The sequence below is a fragment of the Streptomyces sp. NBC_01288 genome (assembly GCF_035982055.1).
In the GTDB taxonomy this organism is placed as follows: domain Bacteria; phylum Actinomycetota; class Actinomycetes; order Streptomycetales; family Streptomycetaceae; genus Streptomyces.
Map to the genome: position 1 here is coordinate 1,696,010 of NZ_CP108427.1, position 25,634 is coordinate 1,721,643.

Annotated in this window: 22 protein-coding genes; 5 read left to right on the plus strand and 17 right to left on the minus strand. The window is 70.6% G+C overall.

Annotated features, from left to right (window positions below; all coding sequences use genetic code 11):
- Window position 1: 1 nt before the first annotated feature.
- The 11 genes from OG194_RS07515 to OG194_RS07565 all read right to left on the minus strand — a co-directional run bounded on the left by OG194_RS07515 (window position 2) and on the right by OG194_RS07565 (window position 11,401).
- Window positions 2-907 (minus strand): hypothetical protein, encoded by a 906-nt coding sequence (locus OG194_RS07515; RefSeq protein WP_327400065.1) that lies wholly within the window; start codon window positions 905-907, stop codon window positions 2-4.
- Window positions 904-2,556 carry a thiamine pyrophosphate-binding protein gene (locus tag OG194_RS07520; protein ID WP_327400066.1) on the minus strand — a complete coding sequence of 551 codons (1,653 nt, stop codon included), beginning with the start codon at window positions 2,554-2,556 and terminating at the stop codon, window positions 904-906. Before OG194_RS07520 ends, OG194_RS07515 begins: the two co-directional genes overlap by 4 nt.
- A complete protein-coding gene (locus OG194_RS07525) occupies window positions 2,553-3,638 on the minus strand; it encodes an amidohydrolase family protein (protein WP_327400067.1) in 1,086 nt (361 codons plus the stop codon). The genes OG194_RS07520 and OG194_RS07525 overlap by 4 nt, the downstream gene beginning before the upstream one ends.
- On the minus strand, window positions 3,635-4,516 hold the full coding sequence (locus OG194_RS07530; RefSeq protein WP_327400068.1) for an HpcH/HpaI aldolase family protein: 882 nt from the start codon (window positions 4,514-4,516) through the stop codon (window positions 3,635-3,637). Before OG194_RS07530 ends, OG194_RS07525 begins: the two co-directional genes overlap by 4 nt.
- Window positions 4,494-5,093: an SRPBCC domain-containing protein gene (locus tag OG194_RS07535; protein ID WP_327400069.1), complete on the minus strand. Its 600-nt coding sequence runs from the start codon at window positions 5,091-5,093 to the stop codon at window positions 4,494-4,496. Before OG194_RS07535 ends, OG194_RS07530 begins: the two co-directional genes overlap by 23 nt.
- Before the next feature lie 85 nt (window positions 5,094-5,178).
- A complete protein-coding gene (locus OG194_RS07540; RefSeq protein ID WP_327400070.1) occupies window positions 5,179-5,985 on the minus strand; it encodes an ABC transporter ATP-binding protein in 807 nt (268 codons plus the stop codon).
- 200 nt (window positions 5,986-6,185) lie between these two features.
- Window positions 6,186-7,370, minus strand: coding sequence for a lactonase family protein (locus OG194_RS07545; protein ID WP_327400071.1), 1,185 nt, complete (start codon window positions 7,368-7,370; stop codon window positions 6,186-6,188).
- A gap of 127 nt (window positions 7,371-7,497) precedes the next feature.
- Window positions 7,498-8,190, minus strand: a complete 693-nt coding sequence (locus OG194_RS07550) for a response regulator transcription factor (RefSeq protein WP_327400072.1) — start codon at window positions 8,188-8,190, stop codon at window positions 7,498-7,500.
- Entirely contained in the window at window positions 8,187-9,521 is a 1,335-nt protein-coding gene (locus OG194_RS07555; protein ID WP_327400073.1) for a sensor histidine kinase, read from the minus strand. Before OG194_RS07555 ends, OG194_RS07550 begins: the two co-directional genes overlap by 4 nt.
- A gap of 102 nt (window positions 9,522-9,623) precedes the next feature.
- Window positions 9,624-10,469, minus strand: coding sequence for an ABC transporter permease (locus OG194_RS07560; protein WP_327400074.1), 846 nt, complete (start codon window positions 10,467-10,469; stop codon window positions 9,624-9,626).
- Entirely contained in the window at window positions 10,466-11,401 is a 936-nt protein-coding gene (locus tag OG194_RS07565) for an ABC transporter ATP-binding protein (RefSeq protein WP_327400075.1), read from the minus strand. The genes OG194_RS07560 and OG194_RS07565 overlap by 4 nt, the downstream gene beginning before the upstream one ends.
- A gap of 304 nt (window positions 11,402-11,705) precedes the next feature.
- Between OG194_RS07565 and OG194_RS07570 the strand changes: the two genes are divergently transcribed.
- Window positions 11,706-12,818 carry a glycoside hydrolase family 53 protein gene (locus tag OG194_RS07570; RefSeq protein WP_327400076.1) on the plus strand — a complete coding sequence of 371 codons (1,113 nt, stop codon included), beginning with the start codon at window positions 11,706-11,708 and terminating at the stop codon, window positions 12,816-12,818.
- Window positions 12,819-12,883: 65 nt separating this feature from the next.
- Here the strand turns inward: OG194_RS07570 and OG194_RS07575 are convergent, their stop codons facing one another.
- On the minus strand, window positions 12,884-13,897 hold the full coding sequence (locus OG194_RS07575; protein ID WP_327400077.1) for a glycoside hydrolase family 26 protein: 1,014 nt from the start codon (window positions 13,895-13,897) through the stop codon (window positions 12,884-12,886).
- An 849-nt stretch (window positions 13,898-14,746) separates the two neighbouring features.
- Here OG194_RS07575 and OG194_RS07580 point away from each other — a divergent pair.
- Together OG194_RS07580 and OG194_RS07585 are read left to right on the plus strand one after the other, a co-directional pair.
- Window positions 14,747-15,448 (plus strand): alpha/beta fold hydrolase, encoded by a 702-nt coding sequence (locus OG194_RS07580; protein WP_327400078.1) that lies wholly within the window; start codon window positions 14,747-14,749, stop codon window positions 15,446-15,448.
- Between the two features lie 93 nt (window positions 15,449-15,541).
- Window positions 15,542-16,525, plus strand: a complete 984-nt coding sequence (locus OG194_RS07585) for a phosphotriesterase family protein (protein WP_327400079.1) — start codon at window positions 15,542-15,544, stop codon at window positions 16,523-16,525.
- A gap of 10 nt (window positions 16,526-16,535) precedes the next feature.
- Here the strand turns inward: OG194_RS07585 and OG194_RS07590 are convergent, their stop codons facing one another.
- Window positions 16,536-17,480, minus strand: a complete 945-nt coding sequence (locus OG194_RS07590; protein ID WP_327400080.1) for an AraC family transcriptional regulator — start codon at window positions 17,478-17,480, stop codon at window positions 16,536-16,538.
- Between the two features lie 157 nt (window positions 17,481-17,637).
- Here OG194_RS07590 and OG194_RS07595 point away from each other — a divergent pair, with 157 nt between their 5' ends.
- Together OG194_RS07595 and OG194_RS07600 are read left to right on the plus strand one after the other, a co-directional pair.
- Window positions 17,638-18,954, plus strand: coding sequence for an amidohydrolase family protein (locus OG194_RS07595; protein WP_327400081.1), 1,317 nt, complete (start codon window positions 17,638-17,640; stop codon window positions 18,952-18,954).
- A gap of 65 nt (window positions 18,955-19,019) precedes the next feature.
- Window positions 19,020-21,818, plus strand: a complete 2,799-nt coding sequence (locus OG194_RS07600) for an ATP-binding protein (protein WP_327400082.1) — start codon at window positions 19,020-19,022, stop codon at window positions 21,816-21,818.
- Between the two features lie 10 nt (window positions 21,819-21,828).
- Here the strand turns inward: OG194_RS07600 and OG194_RS07605 are convergent, their stop codons facing one another.
- The 4 genes from OG194_RS07605 to OG194_RS07620 all read right to left on the minus strand — a co-directional run bounded on the left by OG194_RS07605 (window position 21,829) and on the right by OG194_RS07620 (window position 25,522).
- Complete coding sequence (locus OG194_RS07605) at window positions 21,829-22,680, minus strand: GNAT family N-acetyltransferase (RefSeq protein WP_327400083.1); 852 nt, start codon at window positions 22,678-22,680, stop codon at window positions 21,829-21,831.
- 113 nt (window positions 22,681-22,793) lie between these two features.
- Window positions 22,794-23,483: an alpha/beta hydrolase gene (locus OG194_RS07610; protein WP_327400084.1), complete on the minus strand. Its 690-nt coding sequence runs from the start codon at window positions 23,481-23,483 to the stop codon at window positions 22,794-22,796.
- An 82-nt stretch (window positions 23,484-23,565) separates the two neighbouring features.
- Window positions 23,566-24,468 carry an alpha/beta fold hydrolase gene (locus tag OG194_RS07615; protein ID WP_327400085.1) on the minus strand — a complete coding sequence of 301 codons (903 nt, stop codon included), beginning with the start codon at window positions 24,466-24,468 and terminating at the stop codon, window positions 23,566-23,568.
- 85 nt (window positions 24,469-24,553) lie between these two features.
- The gene (locus OG194_RS07620) at window positions 24,554-25,522 is read right to left on the minus strand and encodes an RNA polymerase sigma factor (protein ID WP_327400086.1); all 969 of its coding nucleotides are present in this window, start codon (window positions 25,520-25,522) and stop codon (window positions 24,554-24,556) included.
- Between the last annotated feature and the right edge of the window lie 112 nt (window positions 25,523-25,634).

Here is a 25,634-nt window from a genome sequence, read left to right on the forward strand (position 1 = left end):
CTCAGCTTCCTCGGACGAACGCGGTTTCCTTCTCGATCGCGCCCACGTCCACGGGGGTGCGCACGAGCTCCTGTTCCAGGGCGTAACGCCCGGCGATCTCAAGGCAGTTGACGAATGGAACGGTCCAGCCAGTGGCCACCGCGCGGCCTGCCGGCGAGTCGTCGCGCTCCGACGCGGTGGCGGCGATGGCGTCCTTGACGGCGCGGTACAGGGCGAGTACCGCCTCCGGCCGGGACCGTAGGACGTCATCGCGGACGACGACCACGTGGTTGGCGGGAACGGTCCCGTGCCGGTCGATCCAGGCGAGGCCCGCCGCCTCCGCGTCGGGGATCAGCGGGACCAGGCCCTCGCCCTGGCCGCCGATCGCGCGCGGACCGAGTACGGCCGCCTCGACCTCCCTTCCGCGCAGCAGATCGGCTACACGCCCGGCCTTGGACCGTTCCACGTAGGGCGGTTCGCGGTACTGGGCGACGTGGGGTTCCTCGGTGGTGACCCAGGTGACGTCGGAGGCCTCGACGCCGTACTCCTCACGCAGGATGCCGCGCACCCACAGGCCGGTGGTCTGGCTGTACGAGCGCACGCCCACCCGGCGGCCGACGAGCCCGCCGGGGGTGAGGTCGGGCCCGTCCGGGAGGCAGGTCAGGGAGCGGTGGTGGGTGCCGCCGATCATCACGACCGGGAGCAAGGTGATAGGCGCGCCGGCCTCGCGGGCCTGGAGATAGGTGGCGAGGGCCAACTCGCAGATGTCGTACTCCAGTCGGCGGACCATGCGGGCGAAGGCCGGGTACAGCGGGGATGCCTCGACGAAGCGGCAGTCGCCGCCCAGGACGGGGCTCTCCTTCAGGTGGCGGGTGTGCGGGTAATCGCCCAGCAGGACGGTCAGCGGTGTCATCGGTGCCCGGCTCATACGTCCTCGCCGTACATGAGGCGCCGGTAGGGAACGCTCAACACCTCGCGGGTGATGCGGACGTCGATCACGGTGGCCCGGGGCGCGCGCACGAACTCGGCTACGGCGGCGCTGAGTTCGGCCGGGGTACGGACCGTGGCGCCTCCCCCGCCGAGGGCCACCGCGACCGGCCCAAGCGCCGGGGTCGGGATGAGGGCGAGGTTCGGATCGAGGCCCTTGGAACGGGACTTGTGGTACTCGGCGCCGAGTCCCTCGTCGTTCATGACGACGACCAGGAGCGGGATGCCGTACCGGCAGGCCGTTTCGAACTCAGAGAGGTGCATCAGGAAGCTGGCATCACCCTCCACCACGAACCCGGGGCGCCTGCCCTCGGCGACCAGTCGGCCGATCGCGAGGAGCGGGGCCTGGCCGATGGCGCCGAACATGCCGTAGTTGGAGAGGACTTCGCGGGAGCGCTGGAACAGCATGGTGCCGAAGTCGACCTGGTGCCCGCTGCCGAGCACCAGGCCCATCTCGCCGGGGAGTTCGTCGTCCAGGATGCGGATCGCCTGGCGCGGGTCGATGCGGCCCGGTTCGCCGACGTACGACGCCGGGGGCCGGAGCGGTTGGGCGAGGCGGCGCAGTACGTCGTCGGTGTGGAAGCCGTCGAGCTGGACCGAGCGTTCTTCCAGGGCGCGGCTCAACTCACCCACGGCGGTGACCGCGTCGGCCTGGATGTAGCAGTCGGCGGCCTTGCCGTTGCCCATCACGATGTGCGGGGAGACGTCGATCTGGATGTACTTGGCGTCGGGGAACAGGTAGCCGTGCTCGATGGTGTAGCTGTTGAGGCTGGCGCCCACCGCGATCACGCAGTCGGCCTCCTGGAGGAGTTCCGTGGCCGCCTTGCTGCCGAACAGCCCGGCGAGACCGACGTGGTAACGGGTGCTGTCGCACAGCCAGTTCTTCGCCTGAAGGGTGGTGGCGAGAAGGGCGCCGGTCCGCTGCTGGAGGGCGAGCACCTCACCGCCGGCACCGGCACGGCGCGCCCCGCGTCCGGCGACGATCACCACGCGCTTGCTGGCCCGGACGATGTCGCAGGCCGCGGCAATGCGGGCCGGGTCGGGCGGCAGCCGGGGGCTGTCGAGGAGGGCGAGGGAGGGGACGTACTCGTCGGCGTCCTCCAACTCCCCCTGCTGGATGTCGATCGGGGCGCTCAGCATCACCGGCCGTGACTCGGTGCGGGCCTGGTAGAAGGCGCGCTGTACGGCCTCCTGGGCCTGGTCGGCGCGGGAGAGGTGGACGAAGCCGCACTCGACGGCGGCGGCGAAACGGCGCTGGTCGAGGTACTGCACGGCGCCCTGGTCGCCCCAACTCGTCTCGCCGCAGAAGGCGACCAGCGGGGTGCGGGCGCGGTTCGCGACGATCATCGAGGTGGCCAGCTGCGAGGTGCCGGGGCCGCTGGTCGTCGTAACGACCCCTGGGCGGCCGGTGGTTCGCGCCCAGCCGTCGGCCATGCCGAGGCCCGAGCCTTCGTGGCGCACCTCGTAGAGCCGGACGCCGCGCCGGTCGAGCGCGTTCATCCAGTGCATGTTGGCGTCGCCCATCATGCCGAAGACATCGCTGGTGCCCTCCTTGACGAACGCCTCGGCGAGGGCTTCGTAGGCCTTCAATTCCCGGCCTCCTTAAGGCTGTTGAACGGGACGGGGAGGGGGTGTGGCGGCGCGGACTTGAGCGCGCCCTCCAGGCGGCCGAACACGCGCAGGGCGTTGCCGCCGTAGATCGCGCTGCGGTCGGTGTCGCTCAGCGTGTCGAGGGAGTCGAGGAGGTGTTTGGTGTCGTCGAAGCGGTGTCCGGTCTCGGGGTCCACGCTGCGGACGGCGCCGATCATCTCCGAGGCGAAGAGGATGTTCTCGGCGGGGATCACGTCGACGAGGAGTTGCATGCCGCGTCGGTGGTACACGCAGGTGTCGAAGTAGACGTTGCGCAGGACCGCTTCCTCCAGCAGTGGGCGGCCCTGGTCCTGCATGACGCCCCGGTAGCGTCCCCAGTGGTAGGGGACGGCGCCGCCGCCGTGCGGCAGGATCAGCTTCAGGGTCGGGAAGTCGGTGAACAGGTCGGACATGCACAGCTGCATGAACACCGCGGTGTCGCCGTTGAGGTAGTGCGCGCAAGTCCCTTGCAGGGCGGGGTTCCTGGACATCGCGACATGGACCATCGCGGGGACGTCGAGTTCGACGAGCTTCTCGTAGAGCGGGTAGTACACCGGGTCGGTGAGGGGCGGTGCCTGCCAGTAGCCGTCCGAGGGGTCGGGGTTGAGGAGGCAGCCGACGAAGCCCAACTGCTCGACGCAGCGCTCCAGTTCGGTGACGGAGTTGCGGACCGAGGCGGGCAGCGCGTCACCCGGGGACTGGGGCAGCTGGCACACGCCGACGAACCGGCCCGGGAACAGTCCGCACACCCGGCCGATCAGGTCGTTGCTGACCTGGGACCAGTCGAGGCTGGTGCGTTCGTCGCCGTGGTGGTGGGCCATCTTCCCGGCGCCCGGGGAGAACAGTCCCAGGTCCGTGCCGCGCTCCAGCTGGAGCTTCAACTGCCCTTGTTCCACCGCGTTCTTGATCTCGTCGTCGGTGATGTGGAGTTCGTCGGGTGACACGCGGGCGCCGGAATTCTCGAAGGCGCGGATCTGCCGCTCCCGCCAACTGCCCAGCGCCGGTGGGGCGGTGGTGAAGTGGCCGTGGCTGTCGATGATCACTTGAGGCCCTCTCTTCCGGGGGTGCGGGCGGTGAGGGCGCGGCCCAGTTCGAGGCCCGGGTAGGAGCGCACGGGCGCCGACATCAGGAAGCGGTAGCCGTCGTCGAGGACCTGCTTGACGTTGTCGGCGGTGACATGCGGATGGCCCACGGCGACTCCGCGCTCCCCGCACGCGTCGAGGACACGGCGCTTGCACTCCAGAACGCGCGGATGCTCGTACTGGCGCGGCACTCCCAACTCCTGGCTCAGGTCGCCCTCGCCGATCAGGATCAGGCCGATGCCGGGGACCTGGTCGAGGATGTCCGGGAGGTTCTCGATGCCGCGCTGGTCCTCGATCATGAGGGCGACGAGGATCTCGCCGTCCGGGTCGAGCGGCCAGACGTCGCTTCTCGTGTAGTACTCGGCGTTGGTGATGCCCCAGTAGCGGGCCGCCGCGCCCGGGCTGTCGCCGCGCAGGCCGGCGGGCTCGTGGCGGGGGCTGCCGGGAAGGCTCGGGTAGCGGCAGGCCGCGACCGCGTTGCGGGCCTCGTCCACCGTGGTGATGTGCGGCCAGACGACCCCGTAAGCGCCCAGGTCGAGGACCTGTTTGGCGTGCCACTGCGCCTTCTCGACGCCGTTGGCCGGGATCCGCACGAGCGGGGTGACGGCGGGCGCGAGGCTGTCGGCGGCGTGGATCTGACGGCGGTTCAGGAGGTACTGGAGGCTGTCCCGCAGGGCGGTGACGTCCCAGGGTTTGTGTTCGGTCTCGAAGACCAGGCCGTCGTAGTCGGTGGTGCTGAACTCGACGGCGGACGCGGGGTCGGGCGCGGCGAAGGAGACGAAGGCGTGGCGTCCCGACTCCAGTGCGCCGATCACGTTATTGAGCCTGGGCGGTGCCATTTCCTGCCTCCTCGGTCGCGAAGTCAGCTGACGGGAAAGGTTTCTGACGTCTCTTCAGAAGCCGTGTCCACCAGGCACGCAGGCGGCCGGTCAGCCCGGCGGGGCGTGCCGGTGCCCGCACCTCGCCTCCGGCGCACCGCTGGATCAGCTCCGCCGAGAACTCCCGGGTCATCCGCGAGACCATCGCCCCGGCGCCGGACTCGACCAACGGGGCGAGCCTGCCGTTGAGTTGGACCTCGGCCAGTACGCTCACGCGGGAGTCGCCCGGCCCTTCGCCCTCGGTCACCCGGAACTTGGCGCGGGCGGTGAAGCGGGTGCCGCCCTGGCCGTCCTTGCCGCGGGCCGAGAGGCGGCCCTCGCGATCGGACTCGGTGAGATCCAGAGCGACTCTGGCGGCGAAACTCACCTTCATCGCCCCGAACTTGACGACGAGGGTTCCGTCGAAGGAGCCGTCGTCGTGCGCCTCGCCGAGTTCGGCGCCGTTGACGCAGGCGACGACCTCGGAGGGGTTCGACACGACCTCCCAGACTCGTTTCGGTGGACTCGGTACGGCGATCTCTTCAGCGATCGATATCAACGCTGGGCACCTCGCAGGGCAGCATGGCGACTGGGCGGATCGATGGATCAGCAGGCGGGTCGATGGATCAGGAAGTGGGGCGCGTCTACGCGCCGGCCTCCGACGTCTGCAGCTGGGACTTGAACAGGCTCCACAGGTCGTTGTAAAGCTCCGAGAACTCGCGTGACTCGACGAGGGAGCCGATGCTGCGGGGCCGTTCGAAGGGGACGGGCAGCACCCGGCGGATGGTGCCGGGGCCGTCGGACATCACGATGACCTCGTCGGCGAGGTAGATCGCCTCGTTGAGGTCGTGCGTCACGAAGACGAGCGTGCCGGCGCGCTCCCCCTCCCAGAGGTTGAGCAAGTCCTGCTGGAGCTTGAGCCGGGTGATGGCGTCCAGCGGTCCGAAGGGTTCGTCCATCAGCACGATGGACGGGTTGTAGATGAGGGCGCGGGCGATCGCGCAGCGTTTCTGCATGCCGCCGGAGAGCTCGCGCGGGTAGTGGTCCTCGAATCCGGTGAGGCCTACGACCTTCACCCAGTGGGCGATGCGTTCCTCCCGCTCGCCCTTGGGGACCTTGCGGAACTTCAGGGCGAGTCCGATGTTGGCCCGGACGCTCAGCCAGGGCAGCAAGTTGGCCTGCTGAGTGACGTACGCGGCCTCGGAGTTGACGGCGTCGACCGGTTCGCCGTCGAAGTGGACCCGTCCAAGGGTCGGGGCGAGCAGTCCGGCGGCCAGGTTGAGGATCGTGCTCTTGCCGCAGCCGCTGGGTCCGATGACGGCGACGAACCTGCCCCGCTCGACCTGGAACGACACGTCCTCGATGGCCGGCCGCCGGCTTCCCGGGAACTGAAGGGTGACGTGGTCGAAGCGGAGGGCTTCGGAGTGGGGTGGGCGCTGATCGTTCGACAACTTGGTCTCCTTGCCCGGCCTACACGTAGGGGTTGGGGGGAGGTGAACCTGCGCTCGCTTCAGATTGTCCGACAAGCGATGCACTGAACGTAACAGCGGCGACCCATGGCGGCAAGAAGTGTGCAGCAAGAACGTGCCAACTCTTCGGGCTCAAGATCCTTGCCGCACATGATTGTTGGACAATCCTGTGCGGTCGGACCTCAGCGTGCGCAGACGGCGACGCAGTCGGGGTTCGGCAGCGCGAGGGAGTTCCCGGTGCCGGTCAGCCGCCCGGAGCGGAGGTCGACGGCGAACACGTCGACGGTGCTACTCGCCTCGTTGGCGACGAACAGCCAGCGCCCGCCCGGGTGCACGGTGAAGCTCCAGGGCTTCAGTCCCCCGCAGGGAATGCGCTGGAGGAGGGAGAGCAGCCCGGTCCGCCGCTCGACCGCGTACACAACGAGCGTGTTCTCACCGCGACTTGAGGCATAGACGAAGCGCCCGTCGCGGCTGATGGCCAGCTCGGCGCCGCTCTTGGTACCGGTGAAGTCCGGTGAGTCGATCGCGAGACTCTGACGCCGCGTCAACTCCCCCGATCTGCCGTCCCAGTCGAGGAGTTGGAGTTCCGCCGTCAGCTCGGTCAGCAGATACGCCTTGCGTCCGTCGGGGTGGAAGACGACCCGTCTCGGGCCCGCACCGGCGTCGGTGGTGTAGGCGCCGGGTCCGCCCTCGCCGGACGACAGCGCACCCGTCGTACCGTCGAAGCCGTAGACGAAGACGCGGTCGGCGCCGAGGTCCGGGACCAGGGCGTGGCGGCGGCCGGGTGCCACGACGACCTGGTGCGGGTGCGGGCCCAACTGGCGTGGGCCGGGCCCCGATCCGATGTCGGCCACGACCGAGACCGGCGCGCCGAGGCCGCCGTTCCGACGGATCGGGAGGGAAACGGCAACGCCGGCCTCGAAGTTGGCGACGAGCAGCGTGTCCGTGGACCGGTCCACGCCCAGGTACGACAGACCGCCGCCGGCCGTTCCACCGGCGTCCGTGCTCACCTGGCCGGTCTGTGTCAGCGCGCCGGTCGTGCGGTTGATGTCGAAGACGGTGACGATTCCGCCGTCCAGTTGGCTGCCGACGTAGAGCACCGCGCGGTCCGGGTGCGCCGTCACCCAGCCCGAACTGACCTGGGCCACCGGGCCGTTGGAGGTCAGTGTTCCTTGGACGGGGTCGAACCGGACCCCGTGGACCTGACCGCCGTTCCAGGTGCCGACGTAGAGCAGATCGGGTCTCACCTGCGGTGCGGCCTCGGCGCCCGGTGCCGCGACGGTCAGCGGCACGGTCGCCGCGGTCGCCGTCGCCGCCATCGCGCCCAACATCGTTCTGCGGGACACAGCCCCTTTGATCTCGACCATGGGAAACATGGGAAACAACAGTTGTCCCGATGCGCCGCGGCGTCCACATCGAGTACGAAGCTGTGCGTGCGGGCGGCGCAACCTAAGGTTTCAAGATGCCTGGGCACAGCCCTGAGGGCAACTCGGCTTACTGGTCAGTGGAGTTGGGGCGGGCGAGCCCGAGGTCGTAGGCGAGGATCACCGCCTGGATGCGGTCGCGGGCGCCGACCTTCGCCAGCACGCGGCCGACGTGGGTCTTCACCGTGGACTCGGAGAGGAAGAGGCGTTCGGCGATCTCGCCGTTGGTCCAGCCCCGGCCCATGGCGACGAGGATCTCGCGCTCGCGTTCGGTGAGGGGGCGGATGCGGGGGTCGTCCGTCGCGGGTGACGTCGCCGGTCCTGCCGGTGAACTCCTCGGCAGGTGCTGGGCGTAGGCGTCCAGCAGGCGGCGGGTGAGCGCGGGAGCGATGACCGCGTCGCCGGAGGCCACCGCGCGGATGCCGGCGAGGAGTTCCTCGGGGTGGGCGTCCTTGAGGAGGAAGCCGCTGGCTCCCGCGCGCAGTGCCTCGTGGGCGTACTCGTCGAGGTCGAAGGTGGTCAGGATGAGGACGCGGGAACGGTCGCCGGCCGCGACGACCCGGCGGGTGGCCTCGATGCCGTCCATGCCCGGCATGCGTACGTCCATCAGGATCACGTCGGGGCGCAGTTCGGCGGCCATCCGCACCGCCTCGCCGCCGTGCCCGGCCTCGCCGACCACCTCGGTGTCGGGGTTGGCCTCCAAAAGCATCCGGAATCCCAGGCGTTGGAGGGGCTGGTCGTCCACGATGAGCACGGTCGTCATGCCGCGCCCCCGGTTCCGCCCGTGCTCCCGTTCGCGGTGAGCGGGGTGGGGTCGAGGGTGGCCCGTACCGTCCAGCCGCCGCCCGGGGCGGGGCCCGCGGTGACGGTGCCGTGGTAGAGGGCCGCGCGTTCTCTCATGCCGGCGAGTCCGTGTCCTTCGTCGTGGCCGGGTACGGGTCCGGCGGTGGCGGTGCCCGGGCCGGTGTCGTGGCAGTCGATACGCACCCGTGACTCCTCGACGTTCACGGCGAGTTCGACGCGGGTGTCGTGGCCCGCGTGCTTGAGGGCGTTGGTGAGCGCCTCCTGCACGATGCGGTACACGGTGAGTTGGACCCCGCGGTCGAGGGCGGCCGGGTCGCCGCCGGTGCGGTACACGACCTGCGGACCGGCCGCGCGGATACGGGCGCAGAGGGCGTCGAGGTCGGCGATGCCCGGTTGCGGGCTGAGTTCGGGGGCGTCCGGTGTGGCGGTCTGGACGCGCAACACGCCCAGCATGCGGCGCAGTTCACCGAGTGCCTGGCGGCCGGTGTCGCCGATGAGGAGCAGGGCCTGCTTGCCGCGTTCGGGGGCGAGGTCGGTGGCGTAGGCGCCGCCGTCGGCGAGGGTGATGATGACGGAGAGGTTGTGGCCGATGATGTCGTGCATCTCCCGTGCCACACGCGTGCGTTCGGTGGCGGCGGCGAGTTTGCTGCGCTGGTCGCGTTCGATCTCCAGGCGGGCCGCGCGGTCGCGCAGTACGGCGAGCTGGGCGCGCCGGATGCGGACGACGAGGCCGAGGGCGACGGCCGCGGTGATCGTGCTGAACAGAACGAACAGCGCGTCCAGGAACGGCACTTGGGACGGCAGCCGGACGGCGAACAGCACCAGGGCGCCGACGGTGACGGCACAGGCGACCGGCAGCCGCCGCAACTGCCCGTGCAGGGCGAGGCTGTAGAGGGAGATCAGCAGGGCGACGTCGGCGCGCAGCCAGGCGCCAAGACCGAGTTGGACGAAGAACACCGCGGCGATGACGGCGAAGGCGAGCGTCGGTCTGCGACGCCGCCACAGCAGCGGCAGAACCAGTCCGGCCTGAAGGGCGATGGTCGCGGGCCAGGGCAGATGGATGAAGCTGTTGTCGAAGCCACGCCGTCGGCCGTCGTCGTCGTTCACCAGGTCCGGCACGCAGAACATCACCGCGACCAGGGCGATCAGGGCCGTGTCCAGCACCCACGGATGCTTCCGGTCGCCCAGCTTGATCCGCCGGCCCAGCCGGGACAGCCCCCCGGCCAGCGGGTGACTCCACGGGAGGTCCGCCTCCGCGAAGGGGGCGGGGGCGGGGTCGTCGAGGCTCATCGGTGTCACCCCTCCATTGTGCGGTCGCGGCGGTCATACGGCGGCGCGGCATCCGGCCGGTGACCAGGCCGGATGCCGCGCGGCTCGCCGGAGACACCGGCCTCAGGCGTCGGTCCGTACCAGCCGGTACGCCGCCCCGGCCAGCGCGAGGGCCGTCCAGCCCAGGAAGACCAGGAGTCCGGCGGTGGGCGACAGCGTCGTCGAGTCGTGGGTCAGGGCGAACATCGACCCGCCCGCGTTGCTCGGCAGATACGGGCTGATGTCGTCCTGCCAGGAGCTGGGCAGCAGCGAGATCAGGCCCGGGACCAGCATGAACGTGGCGACGAGGACCGAGATGCCCCCGGCGACCGAGCGCAGCAGCGCGCCCAGCGCGGTGCCGATCACGCCGACCAGCCCGAGGTAGAGACCGGCGCCGAGCAGGCTCCGTACGACTCCGGAGTGGGAGAAGGTGAGAGCGGCCGGGGTGCCGGAGACGATGCCGCTCACGATCGGGAACGCGACGAACACCCCGACGAGGGAGACGCCGAACGCGACCACGCCGAACACCAGGGCCTTGGACCACAGCACCGGCAGACGGCGCGGCACGGCGGCCAGCGTGGAGCGGATCATGCCGGTCGAGTACTCGCCCGCGGTGACCAGGACGCCCAGCACACCGAGCGCGAGCTGCGCGAAGTTCGTACCGAAGAGGGAGATGTCGAGCGCGGTGGAGTTCGCGTCGTCGGACCTCAAATGCCCTGATCCGTAGGAGGACTTGTAGTGCGCGGCGGCGATCAGGCCGAACGCGATCAGGAACAGCAGGCCGAGGCCCAGGGTGATCCAGGTGGAGCGCAGGGACCACAGCTTGGCCCACTCGGAGCGCACCACCCGGCGCCCGGTGACCTTGTACGGCGGACGGGCCGGTTTCACCGGTGCGGGTGCGGCGCTGTCGGTCGCGGTGATGGTGCTCACGCGGCCCTCCCGGGCGTCTCGACGGTGGTGGAGCCGTGGTACTCGACGGCGTCCCGGGTCAGGTCCATGAACGCCTGCTCCAACGAGACGGTCCGCGCGCTGAGTTCGAAGAGCGGGATGCCGTGCTCGGCCGCCCTGATGCCGATGGCGCGTGCGGTCAGCCCGGTGACGTGCAGCTCCTCGGAACCGACCTCGCCGCTGATCTCCACACCGGGACCGGCGAGGACCTCGCGCAGCCGGGCCGGCTGCTCGGAGGCCACGGTGACGGTGTCGCCGCCCGCGTGCCGGACCAGGTCCTGCACGGTGGTGTCGGCCAGCAGCCGTCCCCGTCCGACGACGATCAAGTGGTCGGCGACCAGCGCCATTTCACTCATCAGGTGCGAGGAGACGAAGACGGTACGACCGTCCGCGGCGAGCCCGGTCAGCAGGTTGCGGATCCACAACACGCCTTCGGGATCAAGGCCGTTGACGGGTTCGTCGAGCATGACGGTCGCCGGGTCGCCGAGCAACGCGGCGGCGATGCCGAGCCGTTGGCCCATGCCGAGGGAGAAGGCCCCGGCCCGCTTCCTCGCCACGGACTGCAGTCCGGTCATCTCGATGACCTCGTCGACCCGGCGGCGCGGGATGCCGTGCGTGTGGGCCTGCGCCATCAGGTGGTCGAAGGCGGAGCGGCCCGGGTGGATCGACTTGGCCTCAAGGAGCGCGCCGACCTCCTGGAGCGGTGCGCTGTGTTCGGCGTAGGGCTTGCCGTTGACCGTGACGGTGCCGCTGGTGGGCGCGTCCAGGCCGACGATCATGCGCATCGTGGTCGATTTACCCGCGCCGTTGGGGCCCAGGAAGCCGGTGACGGTGCCGGGCCGGACGACGAAGTCCAGCCGGTCGACCGCCGTCTTCTCCCCGTACCGTTTCGTCAGTTGGTGTGCCTCGATCATTGGTTTCCCTCGCGCTCACGTGCCACCGCCCCCACTGGGCTTTCCCACCGGCCACGCTAGGAGGGCGGGGGGCTCGAAACCGTCGTACCGGGGGGTCATTGAGGGCGCGGGCGTAGTACCCCGGTACCACTGTGTGCACTGGATTGTGTACGTTCCCACCTTTCACGCACACACAGCACGCCCACCAACTGCGGGAAATACAACCGACACACATATTTACAGCGCCTGTTACCTCTCCTACTGTGAACGTTCTCAGACACACCCGCATGCGCATGTCAGTCGACCCAAGGAGGTCGGGATCCACGTGAGAAGCCCGGGCCGCATAGTCAAAGCCGCCTTGCTCCTGGCCGCAGTCGCCCTGCCGGCGGCGATGCTCACCCCCACGGACGCCGCCGCGGCGAACTCGCTCACCATGCTCGGCGCCGACGTCTCGTCCGCGCAGCGCGCGATCGACCTCGGCGCCAAGTACTACGACTCCAGCGGGACCGCGAAGGACCCGCTCGACATCCTCAAGGGCGCCGGCGTCAACTACGTACGCCTGCGGATCTGGAACAACCCCGCCAGCGGCTACAACAACAAGGCGAAGGTGCTGGCGTACGCGAAGCAGGTCAAGGCCAAGGGCCTCAAGCTGCTGATCGACTTCCACTACTCGGACACCTGGGCCGACCCGGGCAAGCAGTACAAGCCGGCGGCCTGGTCGAGCCACGGCATCAGCGCGTTGCAGACCGACGTCTACAACTACACCTACGACGTCTGCAACAGCCTCAAGTCCCAGGGCACCACCCCGGACAGCGTGCAGATCGGCAACGAGATCAACGTCGGCATGCTGTGGGACGACGGCAAGGTCGTCAACAACAGCTTCACCAACCTCGGCCTGCTGCTGAAGTCGGGCTACAACGCGACCAAGGCGTGCAACAGTTCCACCCAGGTGATCATCCACACCGCCGACGCGGACAGCGACTCCAACGCCCGCTGGTTCTACGACGGCATCAAGGCGCAGGGCGTCAACTGGGACATCACCGGGCTGAGTTACTACTGCATGTGGCACGGCACGCTGGCCAACATGGGCAGCGTCGTCTCGGACATGAAGTCGCGCTACGGCAAGGACGTCATCATCGCGGAGACGGCCTACCCGTTCACCTCGTCCGACGCGGACGGTACGGCGAACTCGGTGACTTCCGGGTGCTCGGGCTATCCGCTCACCTGGGCGGGCCAGGGCGCGGAGTTCACGGCGGTCCAGAACACGGCCCGGAGCGCGGGTGCGATCGGTGTCTTCTACTGGGAACCGACCTGGTACGCGGTCACCGGCAACGGCTGGGACCCGGCCGACATCTCGGGCAGCGGGGACGGTTGGGACAACATGGCGATCTTCAACTGGACCGGCCAGGTGAATCCGAACGTGAAGTGGACCCCGTAGAGCGGTAGTTCGGGGCGCGAGGCCCGAGGGGGGCGGAGAACGGCGGGTGCCGTTCTCCGCCCCCCTCATGACTGACTGTCCGTCAAGGAACGGTATACGGCTGAGGACTTGGGGTTGTCGCGGCAGCGCCAGACGCCGTGGGGGCAGTAGTCGCTGATGGTCTGGTAGAGCGGGCGTCGGCCTGCCATCCAGGTGAGCATGCCGCGCATGTAGGTGGGGTTGTCGCCGTTGTCGAACAGGCCCCACTCCGGGTAGGCGATGGGCTTGTGGTGGGCGCGGGCGAAGGCGACCTGCGCGAACAGCCCGTAAGGCTCGGTCAGTTGCCGGGAGAAGGACAGACCGCGCGGGCTGTCGTACGCGTCCATGCCGATGACGTCGACGTGGTCGTCACCCGGGTAGCAGTCGGTCCAGGGGATCGCGTCGCGGCCGCGGTCGGGCGTGAAGTCGAACCGGAAGCGCTGCCCGGGGGCGGATCGCATCGCGGTGACGATGCGCGTCCAGTAGCGCTTCCAGGACGCGGGGTCGGGCGCGCAGCGGTGGGTGTAGGTGGTGCCGTTCATCTCCCAGCCGAGGACGATCTCGGCGTCGGGCACGCCCAGTTGGACCAGCCGCTGGGCGAGGACGCGGAAGTGGTCGTCGTAACGTCCGTCCGCTCCGTCCCTCAGCTCGGTGCGGACCACGCTGTCGGGCAGGTGGGCCTCGTTGCGGTCCAGCATCGGCACGTTGAGGACGAGCAGCCGGTCCTGTTCCTCCCGCCGCCAGCCGGCCCACAGGGCGAGGTCGTCGGACGCGCCCTCGATGTCGCTCCAGTTCTCCCCGGCCAGATACGCATGCCCGACCCGGGGCTCGGGCCGCCCCAGCCAGGCCCCGAACTCCGCCACTCGACGGAGGGCGTCGGCACCGTATCCGACGTAGGCGCCGTAGGCCGTCGGCGGACCGGACACCTGCGCCGGAGCGGCTTGCGTGGGCGGAGGTGCGGTTTCGACGCCGGGTACACAGGCTGGCCCGGCCAGCAGGACGAGCGCGAGGGCGACGGTGAACAGGGCCGACGGGGTGCGGCTCGTCCCGTGCGGGGGCACTCGACTCTCCTTCTTCGGGGGGGGTGGGGTGCGGCGGGTTCAGGGGATACGGCAGGTCGGTGGGTGCCAGGATCAACGCCCGAGCAACGTATCAGCGTGGGACGGAAGATGAGGATGTAGCGCGCTATAGGGGACATGAGCGCCGAATGAAGCGGAGAATGCCGCCGCCGGCGTTGACACCGTCGAACTACTGCGGGTGGCGAGCGAGGCCGGGCACATGATGGGGGGGGCATGGCAGGCGGAGGCGCGGGTCAGGGGCGCCGCAGGTCTAGATCGATCCGGTTTGGACCGCTCCACTTGGCGCGGCACGGGAGCAGGTCGGCCAGCCTGTCGGTTTGCTGCGGGGGGCAAGCCAGGCGGGCTTTGACGGGTGGAGTGGCACAGCGCCGGACCGGCCCGGCTCACCACAATCCAGCGCAAGACCAGCTTGCCTCGCTGGTCTTGGCCGCGACGGCGCCGGATCCGCTCGTCCTGGCTTGGTTCAGTCGGCGCTGCGCCTGGTCCACTCGTCCTGGCTTGGTTCAGTCGACGCTGCGCCGGGTCCACTCGACCTGGCTTGGTTCCGTAGGCGCTGTGCCGGGTCCACTCGACCTGACCCGGCACGAGAACGGCTCTGGGCCGCCCCGACACGGAACAACTCTCCGGGACCATCCGCCAGTTGGATCGCGACCAACCCGCGTCGCTTCGCCGACCGCCCGGCGCAGAACCACGACCCGGGACGACGCGAACCCGGGCCGCACCGACCCGGACCTCCGGCAGCCGCCCCTCATGCCCGGCGCGCGCCCACGCGAAAGGACTGCGCGCCGACGCGAAAGACGGCGACCGCGTGCCGTTGGAAGAGTCGTCCTCATGAATGCGGAACCGGTGAAGAACGTGGTGCTCGTCCACGGTGGGTTCGTGGACGGCTCCGGTTGGCGGGAGGTGCACCGGCTGCTGACGGACGCCGGGTTCCGGGTGAGGGTCGTACAGAATCCGACCCTGTCCCTCGCGGGCGATGTCGCGGTGACCGAGCGGGTGTTGGACGCGCTGGACGGACCGGCGATCCTCGTCGGGCACTCCTACGGTGGGGCCGTCATCACCGAGGCCGGTCATCACGACCGGGTCGCCGGGCTCGTATACGTCGCGGCGTTCGCGCCCGACAAGGGCGAGTCCGTCAACACGTTGATCACCGACCCCGAACCCGGCGCGCCGGTGCCGCCGATCCTGCCGCCGATCGACGGGTTCCTGTTCCTCGACCGGGAGAGGTTCCACGCGTCCTTCGCGGCCGATCTCCCGTTGGCCGAGGCCGAATTCATGGCCGACTCGCAGGTGCCGTGGGGGCTCGACGCGCTCCGCGGCGCGATCGGCGAACCGGCCTGGCGGCACAAACCGAGCTGGTACCTGGTCGCGACCGACGACCGGATGATCCCGCCGCCCACGCAGCGGGCCATGGCCCGGCGGGCCGGCAGCACGATGACCGGCACCGATGCCGGCCACTCCGTGTACGTGTCCCGGCCGGACGCCGTGGCCGACCTCATCAGACAGGCCGCGGCCGACTCCGCCGACGACTGACACCCCCTGCACCTCCACACCCCCACCCCACAACTCCCCACCTCTGCGCATCCGTTCAGAAGTCACGCGCCGAGCACGCACCGAAGGATCACCATGACGACCCCTCAAGCCCCCCAGATCCAGACCGTCCGCGGCCCCGTCCCCGTGACCGCCCTCGGCTCCGTCCTGATGCACGAACACGTCTTCGTCGTCAGCGAAGAACTCCGGCAGAGCCTCCCGGAGACCTGGGACGAACAGGAACGCGTCGCCGACGCCGTCTCCCGGCTAAAGACCCTCGCCGCGACCGGTGTCTCCACGCTCGTCGACCCGACCGTCATCGGGCTCGGCCGCAATGTCGCCCGCGTCGCCCTGGTGAACGAGCAGGTGGACCTCAACATCGTTGCGGCGACCGGTATTTACACCCTCGCCGACATCCCGGACTTCTTCCGGTACCACGGCCCGGGCACGATGCTCGGCGGCCCCGAGGGCATGACCGACCTGTTCGTCCGTGAACTCACCGAGGGCATCGCGGACACCGGCATCAGGGCCGCGTTCCTGAAGTGCGCGATCGAGAACGAGCTGACCCCCGGGGTCGAGCGGGTGATGCGTGCCGTGGCGCAGGCCCATCTGCGTACCGGCGCTCCGATCACGGTGCACACAAGTGCCGCCGCCCGTACCGGACTTGTCGCGCAGGACATCCTGCGCAGCGAGGGCGTGGACCTCGGGGCCGTCGTCATCGGGCACAGCGGTGACACCGCCGACCTGGACTATCTGCACCAGCTCATCGACAACGGCTCGTACGTCGGCATGGACCGCTTCGGTCTCGACGTCCTGCTGCCCGAGGACCAACGGGTGGCCACCGTCGCGGCCCTCGCACGCGAGGGGTTCGCCGAGCGGATGGTCCTGTCGCACGACGCGTCCTGCCACATCGACTGGTTCCCGCCGGGCGTACGGGAGCAGATCGCGCCCAACTGGCATCACACCCACCTCCACGACGAGGTGCTCCCGGCCCTGAGTGCCGCCGGTGTCAGCGAGGCTCAGCTCACCACCATGGTCGTCGACAATCCGCGGCGGTACTTCACCCCGGCCAACTCCTAGCCGTCACGGCTCACTTAGCCGACAGCGGACCGTTCCGCCTCGCTTCGCGCGGAGTCGTCCCGAACTCCGCCCGGAACGCCGTGGCGAAGGAGGCGTGGCTGCCGAAGCCGCTCGCGTGGGCGATCTCCGCGATCGAGTACGTCGTCCAACTGGCGCTCGCCAGACGGGTCCTGGCGACGTTCAGCCGTTCGCGGCGGATCAGGTCGCGGGAGGTGGTGCCCGCGGCCTGGAGCACCTGCTGGACGTAGCGCGCGGACCAGCCGAGCGCCCGCGCGATGCCCACGACGTCGAGGTCACGGTCGCAGGCGTGCTCCCGGACGTAGCGCCGGATCGCGGCCTCGACGCTCGCCCGCTGTCCGGTGGGCGCCGAGTCGACGCCGCCTTCCGCGGCCAGGCATACCAGGTCGAGCAGTCGGTCGCAGGCGATGTCGAAGGTCGATTCGGAGAGGTGCTCGCGCTCCTCGTGCAGGGTGGTCGTCAACTGCCGTATGACACGGCCGAGTCCGCGGTCGCCGCCGAGGAGATGCGGTCCTCCGGCGGCGAGCGCGCTGCGCGCGGAGAGGTGTTGGCCGGACACGATGAGGGAGATGCTGCGGAGGTCGGCGCCGTGCGCGAACGTCAGCGGGCGGTCGATGTCGCACAGCGCCATGACGCCGGGCCCGATCTCGCCGGCGGCCGCGCCCTGTTCGACCCAGGCCGACCCGGAGAGCGGGACGAGGAGTTCGTACGTGCCGCGGGGGTCGGTGCGGATGTGCCGGTTGTCCCGGTCCACGACTTCCTCGCCGCCGGAGCACAGGGCGAGACTGTAGGTCTTCGACCGCTGCCACTCCAGGTGCCCGGTCCACGGGGCCCGGCGGTCCGGCACCGTGATCCGGCTCGCGCCGTGCAGGCCGGTGAAGACCTCGTCCCAGGCACTCGCGGAGGAGACGGTCAGAGCTTGGCTCCAGGAAGACACATCTCATCCTATCCACCCGAAACCGACGATGCTCATGACAGCGGAACGCCTCGTTTCCCCCTCCTGTGATCGAGTTCACGCCCCCGGGATCGAACTTTTGGACCGGTCCCGCATCTTGTTCTCGTTGACAGCACTCCCTCCGGAAGCGAGCTCCCCCATGTCCGTGCCTCGTCGCTTTCTCGCCCCCGTGGTCCTCCCGGCCGACCCGTCCTGTTCCGTCCTGCGCGACGCCGTGGTCGACGTCGACGCGGCCGGCCGCATCACCCACTGCGGTCCCGCCGCCACCGCTCCCCCGCTCCCGGCCGGCGTCCCCGTCACCTCGCTGTCCGGCATCCTCGCTCCCGGCCTGGTCAACACCCACGCACACTCCCCGATGACCCTCCTGCGCGGACTCGGCGGCGACCTCCCGCTCGCGTCCTGGCTCCAGGACGCCGTCTGGCCCGCCGAGGCCCGCATGCGCCCCCGCGACGCCCACGCGGGGATGCTGCTGGGCTGCGTGGAGATGCTGCGCTACGGCGTGACGACCAGCGCCGAGATGTACGCGCACGCCGAGCAGGTGGCCGACGCGGCGCTCGAAGCCGGGAGCCGGGTCCTGATCGCGCCCGCCTACTTCGACCGGCCCGGGGACGACTGGCACACCGATCTCGCGGCCATCGGCAAGTGGATCGACACGGACGGTCTGCGCTTCGGGCCGGGCGAGCGCGTCGAGCTCTGCTACGGACCGCACTCCGCCTACACCCTGCCGCCCGAGGCACTGCGCGCCACCGCGGAGGAGGCGGCCCAGCGCGGCGCCCTGGTGCACATCCATGTCGCGGAGACCCTCGCCGAGGACGTCGCCCAGCGGGAGCTGCACGGTTCGGTGCCTCAACTGCTCCAGGAGACAGGGTTGTTGGACGGGCGGCTGCTCGCGGCCCACGCCGTGCATCTCTCCGCCGACGACGTCCGGCTGCTCGCCCAGGCGGGTGCCGGTGTCGCGCACTGCCCGGGCTCGAACGCCAAACTCGCCTCCGGGACCGCCGACCTGCACGCGCTGCGCGCCGCGTCCGTCCCGGTCGGTCTCGGTACCGACGGGCCCGCGAGCAACGACGACCTCGACCTGTGGGAGGAGGCCCGTCTCGCGATGATGTTCTGCCGTCTCGCCACCGCCGACGCCATGGCACTCACCGCCGCGGACGCCTTCCTCATGGCGACCTCGGCCGGTGCCGCGGCCCTGGGCCGGACCGACATCGGATCCCTCCGGCCGGGAAACTGGGCGGACATGATCCATCTCTCGGTGGACGGGCCGTACTTCGCCGCGGGCCTCGACGTCGAGGACGGCCGGCTGCTCGCCAACCTCATGTGGGCGGCCGGTTCCCGCGCGATCCAGGATGTCTGGGTCGCGGGTGAGGCCGTCGTCGTGGACGGTGAGACGGTCACGGTGGACCGTGTCGCCGCCCAGCACGCCGCCGCGGAGGCGGCCGCACGCATCGCGTGACCTGACCTCTGGCGTTTGGACCGTTCCTGTTCCCGCTCAACCGCTCGACCCCTACGGGAGGCGTCATGGCATCGGCATCCCTCATCCCGCCGGCCCTCATCGGACGATCGGCCGAACTGGCCGTCCTCGACGGGCACTTCGACACCGCCCGGGCGCGGGGTGCCGCGCTGATGCTGGTCGGGGAGGCCGGGGTGGGCAAGACCGCGCTGCTGGAGGCCGCGGCGCCGCGCGCGTCCGGGGCGGGCTTCCGGGTGCTGCGGATCTCCGGCTGCCCGTTCCAACGGGGCGTCAGCTTCTCGGCGTTGAACCAGCTGCTGCAACCGCTGGCCGAGGAGATTCCCGCGCTGCCCGCACGGCAGGCGGAGACCCTCCAGGCGGTCCGCGGGCTGTCGGAGGAGCAGCCGACCCAGTTGCTCGCCATCGCGAACGCCGTGCACGCCCTGCTGGAACGGTCCACCGCCGAGACCGGTCCGCTCGCGCTGATCGTCGACGACGTGGCGTGGGTGGACCGGCCCAGCGCCACGGTGCTGGGCACCCTCGCCCGCGCCCTGCGCACCGGACCCATCGCCCTGCTGGGCGCGTCCCGGACCGGCGACGAGTCCTTCCTCGGCAACATCGGGATACCCGAGTACGAGGTCCGGCCGCTGGACGACGTCTCGGCGAACGAGCTGGTGGCCGAGCGGTTCCCCGCGATGACGCCCCGGGTCAGACGGCGGCTGGTCGCGGAGGCCCGGGGCAACCCGCTCGCCCTGCTCGAACTGCCCGTCCCCCTCAACGACTCGCAGCAGCGGGAGCGGGGCACCCTGCCCGCCGTCCTGCCGTTGACCGAGCGGCTCAAGGGCATCTTCTCCACCCGGGTCGCCGCGCTCCCTGCCGCGACCCGGAAGGTGCTGCTGCTCGCCGTGCTGGACGGTTCGGGTGAACTGGGCATCCTCCAGCGGGTGTCGGGCGGTCCGGACGGTCTCGCCGGGCTGTCCCCCGCCGAGCGCGCCGGGCTCGTCCAGGTCGACGGCGTCACCGGCAGACTGGAGTTCCGGCATCCGCTGACCCGTTCCGCGGTGCTGGATCTGTCGACCAGCGAGGAACGCCGGTGGGCCCAACTGGCCCTGGCCGCCGAGCTTCCCGAGGGCTCCGAGCACCGGGCCCGGCACCTCGCCGACGCGGCCGTCGGCCCCGACGACGAGGTCGCCGCCCTGCTGCACGCGGTGGCGTACAGCACCCTGCGCCGCGGTGACGCGGTCGGCGCCATCACCACCTTGCTGCGCGCCTCGGAGTTGAGCGCCACCGGCACGGACAAGGCCCGCCGGCTGGCGGAGGCGGCCTGCCTCGGCGCCAACATCACCGGCGATCTGCGCAACGTCCGCGCGCTGCTGGACAACGCCGACCACGCCGACCCGTCCGGCACCGACTCGCTGGCCGCCGCCACCGCGGCGGCCAGTCAACTCCTCAACGGCGAGGGCGACGTGGACACCGCCCACCGGCTGCTCATCGGCGCCATCGAGGCCCATACGTGGCCCGACGACACGGAGACGGTCGAGGACATCTTCCGCGAAGCCCTCAACACCCTTCTCATGGTGTGCTTCTACGGCGGTCGGCCGGAACTGTGGCACTCCTTCGAGGACGTCGTGAAGCGACGGCGTCCGTCCACGTCGCGCCGCCTGCTGCCGGTGATCCTGGGCACCTTCGGCGATCCGGCGTACGGCGCGCTGCCCTTCCTCGACCGGCTCGATCACCTCATCTCCGGCCTGCGCCAACAGACCGATCCGGTACGGGTCTTCGGCCTCGCGCTCTCCGCCTCCTACACCGACCGCCTGCCGGGCTGCCGCAGCGCGCTGCGCCGGGTCATCGACGACGGCCGCGACGGCGGGGCCGTGGCCCTGGCGATCCAGGCCCAGTTCCTGCTGGGCAACGACGCCTACGCGGGCGGCCAGTGGGACGACCTGCTGGAGATCACCGAGGAGGGTCTCGCCTGGTGCGCGACGTACGACTACCGACTGACGGCCTCAACAGGCCACTTCCAGCGGGGACTTGTGGCCGCCGCGCGCGGCGACGGCGCCGGCGCCCGTGAGATCGCGGACCGGCTCGTGTCCTGGGGCAACCCGCGCGGGCTGGGCGCGCTGCGGGTCTACGCCACGCACATCCGGGCCCTGTCGGCGCTCGGCGGCGCGGACTTCGACGTCGCCCACCGCCTGCTGCGCGCCCTCGTCGCACCCGGCGAGGTGCCGCGGTTCATGCCGCACGCGCTGTGGCTCCTGCTGGACTTCACCGAGGCCGCCGTGCACACCGACCACCACGAGGAGGCGGCCGCGCACATCGCGGCGGTCCGCAAGACCGACATCCCTTTGATCTCACCCCGGTCGGCCATGCTGACGGACGCCGCCGAGGCGATGGCGGACCCGGACGTCATCGACCACGACCTGTTCGAGGCGGCCATCGCCACGCCCGGTGCCGAGCGTTGGCCGTTCGACTGGGCGCGGATCTGCCTGGCCTACGGCGAGCGACTGCGCCGTGCCAAGGCGGGCGGCGCGGCCCGGGTGCACCTGGACGCGGCGCTCGGCACGTTCGAGCGGCTCGGCGCCACCCCGTGGAGTGCGCGGGCGGCCAACGAGCTGCGGGCGAGCGGGATTCCCGTCAAGCAGCTGAAGCCCGTCGAGCCCGACGGCCGGGACCGGGACGCGCTGCTGACCCCGCAGGAGCGGGTGGCGGCTCAACTGGCCGCCACCGGGCTGACCAACAAGCAGATCGCCGCGCAGCTCTTCCTGTCGCCGCGCACGGTGGCGGCCCATCTCCGCAGTGTCTTCCGGAAGTTGAACGTCACCTCACGGGGTGGCCTGCGCGACGCGCTGACCGGACCCCTGCCGTGACGTCTCCCGCTCAGCCCGCCTCGGGTTCCGACTGCCAGGTCCAGTTGGGGCGTTCGTAGGCCACCTCGAAGCCGAGGCGGAGCATGTTGTGCAGGGAGCTGTTGTGGGTGCCGGGCTGCTCGGCGCCGGTCTCGGCGACGAGGACTCGGCACCCCAACTCCCGTGCCGCGCGCGCCCGGGCGGCGAGCAGAGCGGTCTGCCCGCCACGCCCCCGTGCGTGGGGCAGTACGGCGCCGGCGAACATCTGTGCCGTGTCACCGCGCACGAACATGGTGCCGGTGCCGACCAACTCCCCCTGTAGCCAGGCCCCGTAGGGATACCAGCCCGGCCGGGTCACGGTCGCGGCGCCCATCTCGGCGTAGTGCTCGACCGGTGTTCCGAAGGCCCGCATCATCACTGTGCCCCATTCCAGGGCGTGTTGGGCCTCCAGCGGGGTGACGCTGATGCCGTCGGGCGGTACGTCCAGGGCGTCGGCGCGGGCGACGGCCTCCTCGGTCGTGCCGACGAGTTTCGCCCAGGACGAGGACTGGACGATGCCCTCCCGCTCGCAGATCTCCGGCCAGTCCTCGGGCAGGAAGGCGGGCGCTATCTGGAAGGCGGCCTGCGGGGTGCCCGCCGCGCGGTAGAAGTCGCAGACCTCTCCGACGAGTTGGGCCGTGACCGGGGAGGTGACGCCGAAGCCGAGGGCCTTGCTCCAGAAGCGGGTGATGTCGTCGCGCATCGACAGCACCACACCGCCGCCGATCCTGGTGGCGGTCATGCCCAGCGCGGTACGGACGAGCTCGGGGGTCTCCGTCTGGAATCGGTAGAGGGCCTCCGCCTCGGACTGCTCGGCGACGGACGGCTGGACGACGGTCGTCATCGATCTGTTTCCCTCTCGGGTTCGCTCGGCTTCCCTCGGGAAGCCACGCGGACAGCCCGCCTGTGAACAGGCGGGCTGAAGCGGGGAGTTGACAGGTGGTCAGGGATGGGACATCAGGCCTGGTGGTTCGCGGCCTGCTTGATCAGGTCCGCCACCGCGGCGGGCTGGGAGACGTAGATGGCGTGGCTGCCGGCGGCCTCGGCCACGGTGGCGCCGGCGCGCTCGGCCATCTGGTGCTGGACCGGCGGCGGGATCATCCGGTCCTCGGTCGTGACGAGGTACCAGCTCGGCTTGGTCCGCCAGGCCGGCTCCGTGATCGCTCCGCCCACCGCGTCCAGGCCCCACGGAACCTGTGCGTCGGCCAGGAACGCGCCGTCCTCGGCAGGCAGGTCGCCGGCGAAGGACGCGGCGAACTTGTCACGGTCCAGGAAGAGGAAGCCGTCGACCGGCGGCAGGATCGGCGGCACGGGCGCCCCGGGTGCCGGGTCGGCGACCAGCGAGCCGACCGACTCCCCCTTGTCCGGCGCGAAGGCCGCGATGTAGACGAGCGCGGCGACACCCTCGTGGCGGCCGGCCTCGGTGATCACGGCGCCGCCGTAGGAGTGGCCGACGAGGACGGCCGGGCCGTCGAGGGCGTCGAGGGCCCGCTGGGTGACCGCCACGTCGTCGACGAGGGACACGGTCGGGTTCTGCACGACGCTGACGTTGTAGCCGTCCTGGGTGAGCAGGCGGTGCACCGACTGCCAGCCGGAACCGTCGACGAATCCGCCATGCACGAGAACGATGTTCTTCACGGCACTCATGCCGATGCTCCTTGTTTGTCGGAAACCCTGCGGGCAAGTCCAAACTAGGCCGGACCGCCCGTCGGGGCTTCGACCAAATGACCTAGTTGCGGGCGGGGGCCTCGACGAACGCCGTCACCGCCTTGGCGAAGACCTCCGGTTCCTCCAGGTGACCGAAGTGCCCGCTGTTCTCGAAGATCACCAGCTCGGAACCCGGGATGAGCTCGTGCAGTTCCTCCGCCCAGCGCACCCCGCAGATGACGTCGTGGCGGCCGACCAGGACGAGGGCGGGCACGGTGAGCGAGCCGAGGCCGGCGCGGTCGTCGATGACGTCCGGGGTGAGGTCGTCGTCGAGACCGGAGATGTACGTGGCCGTCACCCCGGCCCGCGCGGGTCCGAACTCGTCTTCCCGGCCCCAGAAGTCGGCGAAGTACGCGGGGAAGATCCCTCGCGCCACGGCGGTCATCTGCGCGTCGCCGGAGATGGTGGGGATGCTCTGGAACGCTCCAACGACCTCGGGGAGCCCTGGGTTCTCCGCGTGCCGGGCGGCGAACTCCTGCACCAGGCGCATGGCCTCGGCGCCGTGCTCGGGACCGGTCACCGGGGCGCTGTCGTAGAGGATCACGCCGGCGATGCGGTCGGGGTGGTGCAGGGCGTGGTACTGGGCGACGAAACCACCGTGCGAGTGCCCGAGGAGGTGCACCTGGGGGACGCCGAGGTGCTCGATCAGCTCTGCCAGGAAGCGGCTGTAACGGGCCCGGGTGTAGCCGTGCGGGTGGGACGGCAGGCGGCCGGAGGCGCCGGTGCCGATGGGCTCCGGGTAGACGACCGTGAGGTGCTCCTCCAGCGCGGGCATCCGCAGGTACTCCCAGAAGATGCCCGGCCCGCCGGAGTGCGCGATGCAGACCGGTCCGGTGCCGTGCACGTGGTAGCTCTGCGTGACGCCGTCGATCCCGACGGTGTGGGTCCCGGTGGCGAGCGGGTCGGTCGTGGGGGTGGTGCTCATGGGATCTCCCTGTTCGGCATACGGCGATGACACGGACAGGACGCGGGAGAAACGACGAAGTTCGAAATGCGCGACGTGACGCCGGTCACATGACGGGGGCGTGCGGGATCGGCACCGGCCGGGGATGCACGAGACGCAGCCGGTGCACCCGCCCGGCACCGTCCAGACTCATGAGCCAGGCCACGGCGGGCGGGCAGTGGTCGGGGTCGTCGTCGGGATTGCTGATGTCCATCTCCCAGACGACGAGCGACCGCCCGGCCACGGCGTGCGCGAGGTGCTGCCGTACGCCCGCCTCCAGATCGCACTCCATCCCGCGCACCAACAGGCTTCTGCCGCCCACCGGTTGATTCCCCTGCACCAGCGCGGCCTCGGGCGACCAGCGCTCGGTGAGCAGCTTCCCGAAGTGCCCGCTCTCGGCCGCGTGCAGCGTCTCGCGCGCCTCGATACGGCTGGCCCGGGTCCGCCGCCCGACGTCTCCGTGCGGGGCGTCGGCCGTGGCGGCGAGGGCCAGCGCGAGCTTGGCCCGCCCCTGACTGAGCCGACTTCGGACCGTTCCAACGGGCACCCCGCACGCCTCGGCGATCTGCTCGTACGACGTGACCCCGACACTGAAATGCCGCAGCACGAGCGGCAACCGCAACGCGGGAGTCAGCTCCTCGATGGCCTCCCAGATCCAGTCCCGCAGGGCGTGCCGCTCCAGCCACCGCTCAGGACCGGATTCCGTGACGGGCACATGCAGATCATCGAGCGGCCGGAAATCAACGACTCCCCGCAGCAGCGAACGGGCATGGTTGCGCACGATCATCCGCAACCAGGGTCCTACGGCCTCCGGGTCCCGCACATCCCCCACGCGCCGGAGCGCGGTCAGCGCCGCGTCCTGCACCACGTCGTCGACATCGGGCCCCGGCCCCAGCACACTCACCGCGACGGCCCGCATCCCGGCCCGGTGCCGTTCCAGCAACAGCCCCAGGGAGGCGACGTCCCCGGCCTGCGCGGCCAGGGTGAGCGCAGCGTCCTCGATGCGCGTGATCTCACCCAGGTTCCGGCTGCTCATGCTGCCCCTCTTCCGGCGCCACCGTCGTCCGTACGACCGTAATGGGCGCGCGCCGTGACGTCACATCGCACGGACACCCGACGGGTCCGGCGTCGCACCAGGTGCCCGTTGC

Bases quoted from the DNA above. Each gene is read 5' to 3' on its own strand.
- OG194_RS07515 (WP_327400065.1), bottom strand. From the start codon at position 907: ATGAGCCGGGCACCGATGACACCGCTGACCGTCCTGCTGGGCGATTAC.
- OG194_RS07530 (WP_327400068.1), bottom strand. From the start codon at position 4,516: ATGGCACCGCCCAGGCTCAATAACGTGATCGGCGCACTGGAGTCGGGA.
- OG194_RS07545 (WP_327400071.1), bottom strand. From the start codon at position 7,370: ATGGTCGAGATCAAAGGGGCTGTGTCCCGCAGAACGATGTTGGGCGCG.
- OG194_RS07550 (WP_327400072.1), bottom strand. From the start codon at position 8,190: ATGACGACCGTGCTCATCGTGGACGACCAGCCCCTCCAACGCCTGGGA.
- OG194_RS07555 (WP_327400073.1), bottom strand. From the start codon at position 9,521: ATGAGCCTCGACGACCCCGCCCCCGCCCCCTTCGCGGAGGCGGACCTC.
- OG194_RS07565 (WP_327400075.1), bottom strand. From the start codon at position 11,401: ATGATCGAGGCACACCAACTGACGAAACGGTACGGGGAGAAGACGGCG.
- OG194_RS07580 (WP_327400078.1), top strand. From the start codon at position 14,747: ATGAATGCGGAACCGGTGAAGAACGTGGTGCTCGTCCACGGTGGGTTC.
- OG194_RS07585 (WP_327400079.1), top strand. From the start codon at position 15,542: ATGACGACCCCTCAAGCCCCCCAGATCCAGACCGTCCGCGGCCCCGTC.
- OG194_RS07595 (WP_327400081.1), top strand. From the start codon at position 17,638: ATGTCCGTGCCTCGTCGCTTTCTCGCCCCCGTGGTCCTCCCGGCCGAC.
- OG194_RS07600 (WP_327400082.1), top strand. From the start codon at position 19,020: ATGGCATCGGCATCCCTCATCCCGCCGGCCCTCATCGGACGATCGGCC.
- OG194_RS07605 (WP_327400083.1), bottom strand. From the start codon at position 22,680: ATGACGACCGTCGTCCAGCCGTCCGTCGCCGAGCAGTCCGAGGCGGAG.
- OG194_RS07610 (WP_327400084.1), bottom strand. From the start codon at position 23,483: ATGAGTGCCGTGAAGAACATCGTTCTCGTGCATGGCGGATTCGTCGAC.
- OG194_RS07615 (WP_327400085.1), bottom strand. From the start codon at position 24,468: ATGAGCACCACCCCCACGACCGACCCGCTCGCCACCGGGACCCACACC.
- OG194_RS07620 (WP_327400086.1), bottom strand. From the start codon at position 25,522: ATGAGCAGCCGGAACCTGGGTGAGATCACGCGCATCGAGGACGCTGCG.